This is a genomic window from Ferrimonas balearica (assembly GCF_019802085.1).
Taxonomy (GTDB): domain Bacteria; phylum Pseudomonadota; class Gammaproteobacteria; order Enterobacterales; family Shewanellaceae; genus Ferrimonas; species Ferrimonas balearica_B.
Genome location: NZ_JAHVHV010000002.1, coordinates 793,335 through 806,749, shown reverse-complemented (window position 1 = coordinate 806,749; position 13,415 = coordinate 793,335). Strand labels below are relative to the sequence as shown.

Annotated in this window: 10 protein-coding genes; 1 reads left to right on the top strand and 9 read right to left on the bottom strand. The window is 65.3% G+C overall.

Annotation, left to right across the window (positions count from 1 at the left end; translation table 11 throughout):
* Nucleotides 1-17: 17 nt before the first annotated feature.
* Nucleotides 18-1,592, bottom strand: coding sequence for a glutamine-hydrolyzing GMP synthase (gene guaA, locus KUV81_RS12065; RefSeq protein WP_222544101.1), 1,575 nt, complete (start codon nucleotides 1,590-1,592; stop codon nucleotides 18-20).
* Between the two features lie 76 nt (nucleotides 1,593-1,668).
* The gene (guaB, locus tag KUV81_RS12060; protein ID WP_222544100.1) at nucleotides 1,669-3,132 is read right to left on the bottom strand and encodes an IMP dehydrogenase; all 1,464 of its coding nucleotides are present in this window, start codon (nucleotides 3,130-3,132) and stop codon (nucleotides 1,669-1,671) included.
* Between the two features lie 139 nt (nucleotides 3,133-3,271).
* Here guaB and xseA point away from each other — a divergent pair, with 139 nt between their 5' ends.
* Nucleotides 3,272-4,609, top strand: a complete 1,338-nt coding sequence (gene xseA, locus KUV81_RS12055) for an exodeoxyribonuclease VII large subunit (protein WP_222544099.1) — start codon at nucleotides 3,272-3,274, stop codon at nucleotides 4,607-4,609.
* A 72-nt stretch (nucleotides 4,610-4,681) separates the two neighbouring features.
* Here xseA and KUV81_RS12050 read toward each other — a convergent pair whose 3' ends face one another.
* The 7 genes from KUV81_RS12050 to ispG all read right to left on the bottom strand — a co-directional run bounded on the left by KUV81_RS12050 (nucleotide 4,682) and on the right by ispG (nucleotide 13,412).
* On the bottom strand, nucleotides 4,682-6,043 hold the full coding sequence (locus KUV81_RS12050; RefSeq protein ID WP_261389350.1) for an FAD-binding oxidoreductase: 1,362 nt from the start codon (nucleotides 6,041-6,043) through the stop codon (nucleotides 4,682-4,684).
* A 117-nt stretch (nucleotides 6,044-6,160) separates the two neighbouring features.
* Complete coding sequence (locus tag KUV81_RS12045) at nucleotides 6,161-7,363, bottom strand: GGDEF domain-containing protein (RefSeq protein ID WP_222544097.1); 1,203 nt, start codon at nucleotides 7,361-7,363, stop codon at nucleotides 6,161-6,163.
* A 173-nt stretch (nucleotides 7,364-7,536) separates the two neighbouring features.
* Nucleotides 7,537-9,015 carry a ribosome biogenesis GTPase Der gene (gene der / locus KUV81_RS12040; protein ID WP_222544096.1) on the bottom strand — a complete coding sequence of 493 codons (1,479 nt, stop codon included), beginning with the start codon at nucleotides 9,013-9,015 and terminating at the stop codon, nucleotides 7,537-7,539.
* Nucleotides 9,016-9,085: 70 nt separating this feature from the next.
* Complete coding sequence (gene bamB, locus KUV81_RS12035; RefSeq protein WP_222544095.1) at nucleotides 9,086-10,276, bottom strand: outer membrane protein assembly factor BamB; 1,191 nt, start codon at nucleotides 10,274-10,276, stop codon at nucleotides 9,086-9,088.
* Between the two features lie 22 nt (nucleotides 10,277-10,298).
* Nucleotides 10,299-10,913, bottom strand: a complete 615-nt coding sequence (locus KUV81_RS12030) for a YfgM family protein (protein WP_222544094.1) — start codon at nucleotides 10,911-10,913, stop codon at nucleotides 10,299-10,301.
* Between the two features lie 10 nt (nucleotides 10,914-10,923).
* Entirely contained in the window at nucleotides 10,924-12,201 is a 1,278-nt protein-coding gene (gene hisS, locus KUV81_RS12025) for a histidine--tRNA ligase (protein ID WP_222544093.1), read from the bottom strand.
* A 95-nt stretch (nucleotides 12,202-12,296) separates the two neighbouring features.
* Nucleotides 12,297-13,412, bottom strand: a complete 1,116-nt coding sequence (gene ispG / locus KUV81_RS12020) for a flavodoxin-dependent (E)-4-hydroxy-3-methylbut-2-enyl-diphosphate synthase (protein WP_222544092.1) — start codon at nucleotides 13,410-13,412, stop codon at nucleotides 12,297-12,299.
* Nucleotides 13,413-13,415: the final 3 nt, after the last annotated feature.

Genomic DNA, 13,415 nt, shown 5'->3' with positions numbered 1-13,415 from the left:
TCAGGCCAAAGAGAGGATCACTCCCACTCGATGGTCGCCGGCGGCTTACCGGAGATGTCGTACACCACGCGGGAGATCCCGTCGATCTCGTTGATGATGCGGTTGGAGACGCGACCCAGGAAGTCGTAGGGCAGCTGGGCCCATACGGCGGTCATAAAGTCGATGGTCTCTACCGCACGCAGGGACACAACCCAGTCGTACTTACGACCGTCGCCCATCACGCCTACAGAGCGTACCGGCAGGAACACGGTGAACGCCTGGGAGGTCTTGTTGTACAGGTCGGCCTTGTGCAGCTCCTCGATGAAGATGGCGTCGGCACGGCGCAGCAGGTCGCAGTACTCCTTCTTCACCTCACCCAGTACACGCACGCCCAGACCCGGGCCCGGGAAGGGGTGGCGGTAGAGCATGTTGTAGGGCAGGCCCAGCTCCAGGCCAATCTTGCGCACCTCGTCTTTGAACAGCTCGGTGAGCGGCTCCACCAGGCCCAGCTCCATGTCTTCTGGCAGGCCGCCGACGTTGTGGTGAGACTTGATGACGTGGGCCTTGCCGGTGGCAGCGCCGGCGGACTCGATCACGTCCGGGTAGATGGTGCCCTGGGCCAGCCATTTCACGTTCTGGATCTTGGACGCTTCCTCGTCGAACACCTCGATGAAGGTGTGGCCGATGATCTTACGCTTGGCTTCCGGGTCGTTCTCCCCTTCCAGGGCGGACAGGAAGCGCTGCTCGGCGTCGACGCGAACGATGTTGAGGCCGAAGTGGTCACCGAACATCTCCATCACCTGGTCGCCTTCGTTCAGACGCAGCAGGCCGTTGTCGACGAACACACAGGTCAGCTGGTCGCCGATGGCGCGGTGCAGCAGCATGGCGACCACGGAGGAGTCGACGCCGCCGGACAGGCCCAGGATCACCTTGTCAGAGCCGACCTTCTCCTTGATGCGGGCAATGGCGTCATCGATGATCGCCTCGGAGGTCCACTTGGCCTCGCAGCCACAGATGTTCAGCACGAAGTGCTCCAGCATCCGCTTGCCCTGCTTGGTGTGGGTCACCTCGGGGTGGAACTGCACGCCGTAGAAGCGGCGGGACTCGTCCGCCATGGCGGCGTAGGGGCAGGTTTCGGTCTTGGCCACCTGGGTGAAGCCCTCGGGGATGGCGGTCACCTTGTCACCGTGGCTCATCCACACGTCCAGCAGGGCGTTGCCGTCGGCGGCGATGGCGTCTTCGATGTTCTCAAACAGCTTGGTGGCTTCCAGCACTTCCACCTGGGCGTAACCGAACTCCTTCTTGTCGGAGCAGGACACCTTGCCGCCGAGCTGCTCGGCCATGGTCTGCATGCCGTAGCAGACGCCCAGCACCGGCACGCCGGCGTTGAACACGTACTCGGGGGCGCGGGGGGAGCCGGCTTCGGCCACGGACTCCGGGCCACCGGAGAGGATGATGCCGGTGGGGTTGAACTCGCGGATCTTCTCTTCGGAGACGTCCCAGCCCCACAGCTCACAGTAGACCCCGATTTCCCGGGTGCGGCGGGCCACCAGTTGAGTGTACTGGGAGCCGAAATCGAGGATCAGAATGCGGTGGTCATGGATGTTGCTCATGCGCTTTGCTTCTCTTTTGTTCGTGATATAAAGCGGCAGGTGCCTCAATCGAGACACCTGCCGTGTAGGGTGTGGTTTAGCCCAGACGGTAGTTCGGGGCTTCTTTGGTGATGGTCACGTCGTGGACGTGGCTCTCCTTGATGCCGGCGCCGGAGATGCGGACGAACTCGGCCTTGGTGCGCAGCTCCTCGATGGTGCCACAACCGGTCAGACCCATGCAGGAGCGCAGGCCGCCCATCTGCTGGTGGATGATCTCCTTGAGCTTGCCCTTGTAGGGGATCCGCCCTTCGATCCCTTCCGGCACCATCTTGTCGGCGGCGTTGTCGGACTGGAAGTAACGGTCGGAGGAGCCCTTGGTCATGGCGCCCAGGGAGCCCATGCCACGGTAGGACTTGAAGGCCCGGCCCTGGTACAGCTCGATTTCACCCGGGGCTTCCTCGGTGCCGGCAAACAGGCCACCGGCCATCACCACGGAGGCGCCGGCGGCGATCGCCTTGGCCACGTCGCCGGAGAAGCGGATGCCGCCATCGGCGATCACCGGGATGCCCTGCTCGTTACAGACGGCGGCGGCTTCGGCCACGGCGGTGATCTGGGGTACGCCCACGCCGGTGACGATGCGGGTGGTGCAGATGGAGCCGGGGCCGATGCCCACTTTGACGGCGTCCACACCGGCGTCGATCAGCGCCTGGGCGCCGGCGGCGGTGGCGACGTTACCGCCAACGATCTGGATGTTGGGGAAGGCGGCGCGGGTTTCGCGGATGCGCTGCAGTACGCCTTCGGAGTGGCCGTGGGAGGAGTCGATAAGGATGACGTCGACGCCGGCTTCCACCAGGGCGGCCACGCGCTCTTCGTTGCCGGCACCGGCACCAACGGCGGCGCCGCAGCGCAGACGACCCAGCTCATCCTTACAGGCGTTGGGCTTGCGCTCCGCCTTCTGGAAGTCCTTAACGGTGATCATCCCTTTGAGTTTGAAATCGGCGTCGACCACCAGCACCTTCTCGATGCGGTGCTTGTGCATCAGGGCCTGGGCGTCGGTCAGCGGAGCCCCCTCCTGGACAGTCACCAGGCGCTCCTTCGGGGTCATCACCTCGGCTACGGTCATCTCCGGGTTGGTGACGAATCGCACGTCACGGCCGGTGATGATGCCGATAAGGTCGTTGTTGTCGCCCACCACGGGGAAACCGGCGAAGCCGTGCTGCTCGGCCATCTCACGCAGGGTGCGCATGGTGGCGTTGGAGGTCACGGTTACGGGATCCTGAACGATGCCGGCTTCGTACTTCTTCACTTTGCGCACTTCCGCCGCCTGGGCTTCGACGCTCATGTTTTTGTGAATGAAGCCTAAGCCCCCTTCCTGAGCCATGGCGATGGCCAGACGGGCTTCGGTCACGGTGTCCATGGCCGCAGAGAGCAGCGGGAGGTTCAAACTGATGGTTTTGGTCAGTTTGGTGCCGAGGTTGGCGGTGTTGGGCAGAACGGTTGAGTGGGCGGGAACCAGGAGGACGTCGTCGAACGTCAGAGCTTCTTGTTTGATACGGAGCATATGCAACATTCCACCGATTTTATGATTTGGGAAGAGGTAAAATATTGCGGTCGCATTATAGCGACTCGCCCTTGCCCCGACAAACAAAAGTTGGTACCAATTGGGGATCCTCCTCACGAACCACGATGAAGTCGCCCCCTTGTCCGCGAACCACGCTCACGTTTTCACCGTTTCCGCCCTCAATCGTCAGATCAAAGCCCTGCTGGAACAGCACTGGGGTCGGGTCTGGCTGTCGGGGGAGATCTCCAACCTGGCGATGCCCGCCTCCGGCCACTGGTACTTCACCCTGAAGGACGATCGCAGCCAGCTGCGCTGTGCCATGTTCCGCAGCCGCACCTCCCGGGTGGGGTTCCGCCCGGAGCACGGCATGCAGGTGATGGTGCGGGCCAACCTGACCATGTACGAACCCCGCGGGGATCTGCAGCTGGTGGTGGAGTCGATGCAGCCGGCCGGCGACGGGGTGCTGCAGCAGCGCTTCGAGGCGCTGAAGATGCAGCTGGCCGCCGAGGGCCTGTTCGCCATGGAGGCCAAGCAGCCCCTGCCCCACCCCATCAAACGCCTGGGGGTGATCACCAGCCCCAGCGGCGCCGCCATCCAGGACGTGCTGTCGGTGCTCAAGCGCCGCGACCCCATGCTGGAGGTGGTGATCTACCCCAGCCAGGTGCAGGGCGCCGAGGCCACCGCCCAGCTGTGCCAGGCGATCCACACCGCCAACGACCGCAACGAGGTGGACGCCCTGCTGCTGACCCGCGGCGGCGGCAGTCTGGAGGATCTCTGGTGCTTTAACGAGGAGGCCCTGGCCCGGGCGATCCACGGCTCGCGCCTGCCGATTGTCAGCGCCGTGGGCCACGAGGTGGACACCACCATCGCCGACTACGTGGCGGATCTGCGCGCCCCCACCCCCTCGGCGGCAGCGGAGCAGCTCAGCCAGGACGCCGGCCTGCGGCTGGACCGCCTAGACCGGGACCGTCAGCGCCTGGTGCAGGCGGTCAGCGGTCAGCTGCGCCACCAGCAGCAGCGCCTGGCCCTGCTCACCACCCGACTGAACGGCAACCACCCGGCCCGCAAGCTGCAGCAACACGCCCAGCGCCTGGATGAGTTGAGCCTGCGCCTGGACCGCGCCCTGCACAGCCAGCTGCTGCGCAAGGAGCAGCGTCAGGAGCGCCTGGCGGCCCGTTTGGGCCAGCACCACCCCACTCCCCGCCTCAATGCCCTGGAGGCCCATCTGGCGGCCCTGGAGCACCGTCTTAAGCGGGGCACCGAGCAGAGCCTGCATCAGGCCAAGCTGACCCTGGCGGGTCAGGCGGCGGCGCTGGAGGCGGTCAGCCCCCTGGCGGTGCTCTCCCGCGGCTACAGCATCCTGCAGGACGAATCCGGCCAGACGGTGAAAGGCGCCGACGAGGTGGAAGTGGGCCAGCGGCTGAGCGCCCGGCTGCACCAGGGGCAGCTGGGGCTGACGGTAACCAATAAAGATTAGTGCCCGAACGGGCCGAGTTGCGCCCCGAAGTGGACAGAGAAAGCCCCGCCTAGGCGGGGCTTTTTTGCGGCCTCAGTCCGGCCGGATGTTCTGGTTCAGGTGCAGCAAGTTGTTGGGATCGTACTGCTGCTTGACCTGCTTGAGGCGCTCGAAGTTACCGAGGTAGGCGTCTTCGACCCGGCCCCCCTCCTCCTCGGTCATGAAGTTGACGTAGGCACCGGCAGAGGCGTACGGCGCGGTGGCGCGGAACAGGGCCCGGGCCCAGTCGATGCAGCGAGCGTCCTCGGCGGCGCTTTGCCAGCGGGCGTGGACGTTCATCACGAAGCGGGCGTCCCGGGCGCCCCAGGCGGTGGCCTGGGTGGGCACCTGGTTGGTCACCCCGGCAATCAGGCCGAAGAACACCTCGCACTCCGGCCCCGGCAGCTGCTCGGCGTAATCCAGGGCCACGGTCAGCATCTCGTCGGACAGGCCGGTGAAGTTGTGGGTCTTCCAGTAGTTGCGTGCCCCGGCGGTGAGCAGGGGGTCAAAGGCCTGCTGCCAGTCCACAAAGGGCATGGGCCCCAGGTGGCTGCCCACCGGGGTACCGAATCCCTCCAGGGTGGCCGCCAGTTTGGCGCCCTCGGCCACATCGCCGCTGTGGCAGACCGCCAGCACCGCCACCTTGGTGCCGTGCACCGACTCGTCCAGGAAGGGCAGCGGCGGCGCATGGCGCAGCACCACCCAGGCGTTGAAGGTGGTGTCCGTGGTCAGCACCCAGTCGCGGTACTGGCGCAGCACCGACTCGGCCTGCTCGAAGGGGAAGACAATGAGCCCGGCGAACACCTCGGGGCCCACCGGGTAGGCCTCGAAGTCGAAGCGGCTGATCACCCCGAAGTTGCCGCCCCCGCCGCGAAGGGCCCAGAACAGGTCCGGGTTGTCCTGCTCGGTGGCGTAGACCACCTCACCATCGACGGTGACCACCTGGGCGCCGCGCAGGGCGTCCACCGTCATGCCGAAGCGGCGGCTCAGCCAGCCAAATCCGCCCCCCAGGGTGAGACCGGCAATGCCGGTGGTGGAGTTGATCCCCACCGGCACCGCCAGGCCGTGGGCCTGGGTGGCGGCGTCCAGCTGGCCCAGGGTGGCGCCGGGCTGCACCCGCACGGTGTTGGTGCTGGTGTCCACCTCCACCGCGTTCATGGCGGAGAGATCGATCATGATGCCGTCATCCACGCTGGCGTTGCCGGCGATGTTGTGGCCGGCGCCGCGGATGGCGATCTCCAGGCCCTCGTCCCGGGCGAAGGCCAGGGCGGCCTGGATGTCCGCTTCATTGGCGCAGCGGGCGATCACCGCCGGACGCTTATCCGCCATGGCGTTCCACAGGGCGCGAACCTCGTCGTAGTTGGGGGCATCGGATTGCAGCAGTTCACCGGCAAACTGGCTGCGAAGTTGGGACAAATCGACTCCGTTGGACCGACTCATAAGGACCTCTCAGACAACCGCAAAGTGCTGGGTGTGGAGCCCAAGCTTAGTCAAAAACCACAGGGTATGTAGGGAGATTGGTGCCGGCGGGGATCAGCCGGCGATGCGGGCCTCGACGGCGGCCTCGTTGGCGGGGCTGGGGCGGCGTTCGCCGTGGGTGTGACTGCGGTTGCGGCCATTGGCCTTGGCCTGGTAGAGCGCTTTGTCCGCCCTCAGGTACATGGCCATCAGGCGATCCCCCGGGCCCTGCCAGGAGGTGGCGCCCAGGGAGACCTCCACCGCCACCTGGTGATCCTGGTAGGACTCGTACCAGCGGATCTGGCGGCACAGGCAGTGGGCCAGCTCCGCCACCGGCTGGCCGGGGCGCAGGGGCATCAGCAAGGCGAACTCCTCGCCCCCCAGGCGTGCCACCAGGGCCTCATCCTCCACCAGATCCACCAGGCGACCGCCGAGCTTGCGCAGCACCTGGTCGCCGAAGGGGTGGCCGTAGCGGTCATTGATCCGCTTGAAGTGGTCGATGTCCAGCACCAGAAGGGCCAGGTCGTGGCCCTGCTCCACCGCCCGGGCCACGTAGGGCTCGGAGTACTCGAAGAAGTGGCGACGGTTGGAGAGGCCGGTGAGGGAGTCGGTGAGTGCCAGCGTCTTGAGGTGCTCCAGTCGCTGCACCTCCTGGGAGACGTTGCTGACCACGGTGCACACCGCCGGCTCGCCGTCCCACATCAGCACGAAATCCACCAGTTGGGCGTGCAGGGAGCGGCCGTTCAGGGTGAAGTGCTCCACCACCTGAATCTTGTTGAGGCTGCCCTCGTTCATCAGGCAGTCGTAGTTGCGCTGGGCCTCGGGCCAGTGCTCCTCGCCGATGATGCTGCGCAGGCTCTCCAGGGCCAGCACCTGCTCCACCGAGTCGAAGGCGAACAGCTTGGCGAAGGCGGGGTTAGTGAACAGCGGCTTGAAGCGCCGATGCACCATAAAAGCGCAGGGGTTGAGCTCCACCAGCTGGCGGTAGTGTTCGTAGCCCTGCTCGGGGAAGGCGGTGAGCAGGCTGAGCCAGGCCTGGCCGGTGGGCAGGCGGGAGCTGGCGATGGAGAGTTTCAGTTGGCCGTTGGGGGAGCGGTAGGTGGTGCGCCCCTCGCCATCGACCTGGCGCAGGCGGTTGATCACCTCCCCCTGGAGCAGCAGCGGCTCCGCCAGGGGGTTGGCCGCCAGCACCCCGTGTCCGTCGTGCACCACCGCCGGCTCCGGCAGCAGTTGCAACCAGCTCAGGGTGTCCATTTTCAGCGTGTGGTCGACGGGCATGGCAATCAGAATCCTTTGGCTGCACCGATTATATCGAAAAGTCCCAAAAAGAAATGTGTCAATTCAGGATTTTAACCAAGTTGTCTGCCCACCTTAACCCAGAGGGTGCAGGGCGTTGAATAACGATGTTCAAGGCCAAAAAAAGGGAGCCTTATGGCTCCCCTGTTCGCTGACTAGCGACGGTTTTTCAGATGCCCCAGCACGCGCTTGCGCTGGCGCTGCTCGCTGGCGGTGAGCTTCTTGCGCCGACCGTCGAAGGGGTTCGCCCCCTCCTGGAACAGCACCTTGATGGGGGTGCCGACGATGTTCAGGGAGCGGCGGTAGTAGTTCATCAGGTAGCGCTTGTAGGAGTCCGGCAGATCCTTCACCTGGTTGCCGTGCACCACCACGATGGGCGGGTTGTAGCCGCCGGCGTGGGCGTACTTGAGCTTGACCCGGCGACCGCGCACCATTGGCGGCTGGTGATCATCCTGGGCCATGTGCATGATCTTGGTCAGCAGCGAGGTGGAGGCGCGCTTGGTGGCGCTGTTGTAGGCCTCCTGCACCGACTCGAACAGGTGGCCCACCCCGGTGCCGTGCAGCGCCGAGATGAAGTGCAGCTTGGCAAAGTCGATAAAGCCCAGACGGCGATCCAGCTCCCGCTTGATCTCCTCCTTCACCGTCATGTCCAGGCCATCCCACTTGTTGACCGCCACCACCAGCGCCCGGCCGGCGTTCAGTGTGAAGCCCAGCAGGGAGAGGTCCTGGTCCGAAATCCCTTCCCGGGCGTCCACCACCAAAAGCACCACGTTGGCGTCTTCGATCGCCTTGAGGGTCTTGATGACGGAGAACTTCTCCACCGCCTCGTTGATGTTTTTACGACGGCGCACCCCGGCGGTGTCGATCAGCACGTACTCGCGCTCGTCGCGCTCCATGGGGATGTAGATGGAGTCCCGGGTGGTGCCGGGCATGTCGTACACCACCACCCGCTCCTCGCCGAGGATGCGGTTGGTCAGGGTGGATTTGCCGACGTTGGGCTTGCCGATGATTGCCAGCTTAATGGGCAAGGCCTGCAGCCGGGCCGCTTCCGCCTCGGCGTCCTCTTCGCTCAGGACCTTCGGCTCCTCCACCGCCCACTCGTCCACCTCCGGCTCCTCGTCGCCGGCGTCGGCTTTGAGTTCCTCGGCCAGGGGGGCCAGGGCGTAGTGAATGAGGGAGGAGACGCCGCGGTTCTGAGCGGCAGCGATCTGGTGGATCTCACCGAGGCCCAAGGCGTAGAACTCGCCACAGGCGGCGTCGGCGTCGATGCCGTCGGTCTTGTTGGCCACCAGCAGGGTGGTCTTCTCGCGGCTGCGCAGGTGCTTGGCGATCCCCTCGTCGGCGGCGGTCAGGCCGGCGCGAGCGTCCACCAGAAAGAGCACCACGTCCGCTTCCTCGATGGCCAGCAGGGACTGCTCCGCCATCTTGGTCTCGATGCCCTCTTCGGTGCCATCGATGCCGCCGGTGTCCACCACGATAAAATCGTGACCGGAGAGGTTGGCTTGACCGTACTTGCGGTCCCGGGTCAGGCCGGGGAAATCGGCCACCAGGGCGTCACGGGTACCGGTCAACCGGTTAAACAGGGTGGACTTGCCCACATTCGGACGTCCAACCAGGGCCACCACAGGGATCATCGTTTCCAAACCTCTCGAGTCAAACAAAAACGCCCCCGAAACTTCGGGGGCGCCATAGTGTACAGCCAGATCAGGGCATTGTCACCGCGGCGATGCGTCCCGCTCGGGTTTGCAGATAGAGTGTATCCCCATCCCGCACCGCTTGCGTATACAGACCGCTGGAATCCACCTGGGTGCGTCCCAGCAAGGTGCCGGTGGCGCGGTCCAGGATGTGCAGGTACCCCTCGAAGTCCCCTGCCACCAGGTAATCGCCCATCACTTGCGGGGCGGTGACCAGGCGACCGGTCAGTTCGGTGTTGCCCCACTTCTCCAGACCGTTGCGACGATCGATGGCGTAGATCCCGCCCCGGGCGTCGGTCAGGTAGATGTCGAAACCGCGGATTGCCAGGGGGGCATAGCTGGAGTACTTACGGCTCCAGAGCACCCGGCCGCTGCGCAGCTCGATGGCGGTCAGGTTGCCGTTGAAGGCCACGCCGTAGACGGTCTCGCCCAGTACTACCGGGGAGGCGTCCACGTCCACCACCCGCTCCAGTTCGTTGGCACCGGAGGCCTCCGCCAGTCGGGCTTCCCAAAGCAGGTTGCCGTTCTCGGCGAACATGGCGGTGATCTTGCCGTCCGGGGTGCCGACAAAGGCGGCGCCCTGGGCCTGGCCGATGCCGGAGCTGCCCCGCAGCACCAGCGACGGCATGGTCAGGTCGACCTGCCACTGGAACTCACCGGTGTCGACGTCAAACGCCTGCACCTTGCCGGCGGCGGTGTTGACCACCACCATGGCACCCACTACGGCGGGATCGGAGAGCACTTCGCCGCCGGTGGTGGCCTGCCAGGCCAGGGAGCCGTCCTCGGCGTTCAGGGCGAACAGCACGGCGTTTTCACTGCCGACGAACACCTTGTTGAAGCCGGTGGCCAGGCCGCCGGAGAGGCGAGCGCCCTTGTTCTTCTGCAGCGCGCCTTCGGCGAACACGCGGCGCAGGTTGGTTTCCCACAGCTTGCTGCCGTCGGCCTGGTCGAAGGCGGTGACCAGACCGTAGCGCTCGGAAACGAACACCTTGTCGTAGGCCACTGCCGGGGAGAGGGAGGACCAGAAATCCTCGATCCCCTTGCCGACCCGGGCGGTCCACTGCACGTTGGCGGCAATGGGGTTGTCCAGCTCCGGCAGGGGGGAGATCACTTCGCTTTCGTCATCGCTGGACGCGCAGCCACCGAGCAGCATTGCGCCGCCGATCAGGCCCGCCAGCCATCCTTTTCTTGCCAGCAACATCGGCTCCACTCCTTAGGCTGGTTTAGGCCAGATCGTCCAGTTTCATCTGCAGGGCCGGGCTGGTCTGAGCGCCGCCGGCGGCCAGAGCGGCCTCGTAGGCGGCACGGGCGCCTTCGGTGTCACCCTTCTTCACCAGGATGTCACCCTTGAGCTCTTCACGCTGGGCGGCGAAGGCTTCGGACTGCACCTGGGCCAGGGTGCCCTCGGCGGCGTCCAGCTTCTCCTGGGCCAGCTGCACACGGGCCAGGCGCAGTTGCACCATCGGCTTGGTGGCGCTGTCCAGGGCCGGCAGGGCGTCGCTCAGCAGGGTTTCCGCTTTGGCCAGGTCACCGGCTTCCACCGCGGCGCGGGCCAGCAGCAGCTGGCTCAGCGGGCCGTAGCCGGAGTTGCCGTGCTCGGCCTGGAACTGGGTCACCAGGTTGTCCAGAGCATCCTGAGACTGGGCCGCCTGCTCCACCACTTGGGTGAAGGCGGCGGAGGCCGCTTCGCGCTGGGTCTCGACGTGGCCCTGGTAGTAGTTCCAACCGAACAGACCACCGAGGCCCAGTACCGCACCGCCGATGATGGAGGTGCCGTACTCTTTCCAGAATTTCTTGATCGCTTCTACTTGTTGTTCTTCAGTGCTGTAAATTTCCACGCGTATCCCCTTAATTCTGCACCAGTGCCTTCAGTTCCGTGGCCAGTGCCTCCCGGGACAGCTGACGCTGTTCGCCCCCGCGCAGAGGTTTCACCGTCACCCGTCCCTGCTGTAATTCGTCCTCGCCGAGGATCAGGGCCCATTCGGCCCCGCTCTTGTCGGCGCGCTTCATCTGTTTCTTGAAGTTTCCGCCACCACAATGGGTCATCACCTTAAGGCCAGAAACACTCTGGCGCAACTCCTGGGCCAGTTGCAGCGCAGCGGCCTGGGTGCCGGCGCCCATGGCGCAGAGGTAGACGTCCACCATCCGCGGCAGGGTGTCGAACTTGCCCAGGGTGTCCAGCAACAGCACCAGGCGCTCCATCCCCATGGCGAAGCCCACCGCCGGGGTGTCTTTGCCCCCCAGCTGACCCACCAGGGTGTCATAGCGGCCACCGGCCAGCACGGTGCCCTGGGCACCCAGGCTGTCGGTGACCCACTCAAACACGGTGCGGTTGTAGTAATCCAGGCCGCGCACCAGTTTGGTGTTGACGGTGAATTCGATGCCCGCGGCGTGCAGGAGTTCACACAGGGTGTGGAAATGTTCTTTGGACTGTTCGCCCAGGTAGTCCATCAGCACCGGCGCTTCGGCCAGCAGGGCCTGCACACCGGCGTCCTTGGAGTCCAGCACCCGCAGCGGGTTGGAGTAGAGGCGACGCTGGCTGTCTTCGTCCAGGGCGGCCTTGTGCTGCTCCAGGAAAGCCACCAGAGCCTCTTTGTAGGCGGCACGCTCGTCGGCGTTACCCAGGGTGTTGAGCTCCAGGCGTACCTGATCGCGTACCCCCAGTTGCTCCCACAGCGCCGCGGAGAGCATCAGCACCTCGGCGTCGATATCGGCGGTGGCCAGGCCATAGACCTCCACCCCGAACTGGTGGAACTGGCGGTAGCGGCCTTTCTGCGGGCGTTCGTGGCGGAACATGGGGCCCATGTACCACAGGCGCTGCTCCTGGTTGTAGAGCAGGCCGTGCTCGTTGCCGGCACGGACGGTAGAGGCGGTGCCCTCGGGACGCAGGGTCAGGGAGTCGCCGTTGCGATCCTCGAAGGTGTACATCTCTTTTTCGACGATGTCGGTGACTTCGCCGATGGCCCGCTTGAACAGACCGGTCATCTCGACGATGGGGGTGCGGATCTCCTGGTAGCCATAGCCCGCCACCAGCTCACGCAGGGCGCGTTCCACCTGTTGCCACTTGAGGGTGTCCGCCGGCAGACAATCGTTCATGCCGCGGACCGCTTGGATCTGTTTTGCCACGATAAACCCGTATTGAATTTGGAGTGATTTCGCAAGAACCCGCCATTATAGGAAGCGCCCGCCCATTGGAAAAGGGGCGGGCGGCGGGAGTGGGATCAGACGTCCTCTTCTTTGACGTCGATGCGCTGGGCTTTCTCGGCCACCTTGGCGCGGATGCGCTGCTCCAGCTGGTCCACCAGGTCGGTGTTGTCGAGGCGCTCCTTCTGGCGCTCGCCGTCGACGTAGTAGCCGCTCTTGCGGTTGGATCCCGCCAGGCCAAGGTCGGAGACCAGGGCCTCACCGGGGCCGTTAACCACACAACCGATGATGGAGACGTCCAGCGGGGTGGTGATGTCCTCCAGGCGCTGCTCCAGGGCGTTGACGGTACCGATGACGTCGAACTCCTGGCGCGAGCAGGAGGGGCAGGCGATGAAATTGATGCCGCGGGCGCGAATGCGCAGGCTCTTGAGGATGTCGAAGCCGACCTTGACCTCCTCCACCGGGTCCGCCGCCAGGGAGATCCGCAGGGTGTCGCCGATCCCCTCGGAGAGCAGCATGCCCAGGCCGATGGCGGACTTGACCGAACCGGCACGGGCGCCGCCGGCCTCGGTGATCCCCAGGTGCAGGGGCTGGACAATCTGCTTGGCCAGCTGACGGTAGGACTCCACCGCCAGGAACACATCGGAGGCCTTCACGCTGACCTTGAACTGGTCGAAGTTCAGGCGGTCGAGAATGTCGACGTGGCGCATGGCGGATTCCACCAGGGCCGCCGGAGTCGGCTCGCCGTACTTCTCCTGGATGTCCCGCTCCAGCGAGCCGGCGTTGACGCCGATGCGGATGGGGATGTTGTTGTCCCGGGCGCAGTCCACCACGGCGCGGATGCGATCCTCCCGGCCGATGTTGCCGGGGTTGATGCGCAAACAGTCCACCCCGTACTCCGCCACCTTGAGGGCGATGCGGTAATCGAAGTGGATGTCCGCCACCAGGGGGATGTCGGTCTGCTGCTTGATCAGCTTGAACGCCTCGGCGGCTTCCATGGTGGGCACCGAGACCCGCACGATGTCGGCACCGGCTTTCTGGATCGCCTGGATCTGAGCCACGGTGGCGTCCACATCGGTGGTGCGGGTGTTGGTCATGGACTGGACGGAGATGGGGGCGTCGCCACCCACCGGAACCTTGCCCACCCAGATCTGGGTGGACTTACGACGGATGATGGGGCTTTCGTGTTGCATAAC

Excerpts from the sequence above, each read along its gene's own strand:
- guaA (WP_222544101.1), bottom strand. The coding sequence starts at position 1,592 with ATGAGCAACATCCATGACCACCGCATTCTGATCCTCGATTTCGGCTCC.
- guaB (WP_222544100.1), bottom strand. The coding sequence starts at position 3,132 with ATGCTCCGTATCAAACAAGAAGCTCTGACGTTCGACGACGTCCTCCTG.
- KUV81_RS12045 (WP_222544097.1), bottom strand. The coding sequence starts at position 7,363 with ATGCCCGTCGACCACACGCTGAAAATGGACACCCTGAGCTGGTTGCAA.
- der (WP_222544096.1), bottom strand. The coding sequence starts at position 9,015 with ATGATCCCTGTGGTGGCCCTGGTTGGACGTCCGAATGTGGGCAAGTCC.
- bamB (WP_222544095.1), bottom strand. The coding sequence starts at position 10,276 with ATGTTGCTGGCAAGAAAAGGATGGCTGGCGGGCCTGATCGGCGGCGCA.
- ispG (WP_222544092.1), bottom strand. The coding sequence starts at position 13,412 with ATGCAACACGAAAGCCCCATCATCCGTCGTAAGTCCACCCAGATCTGG.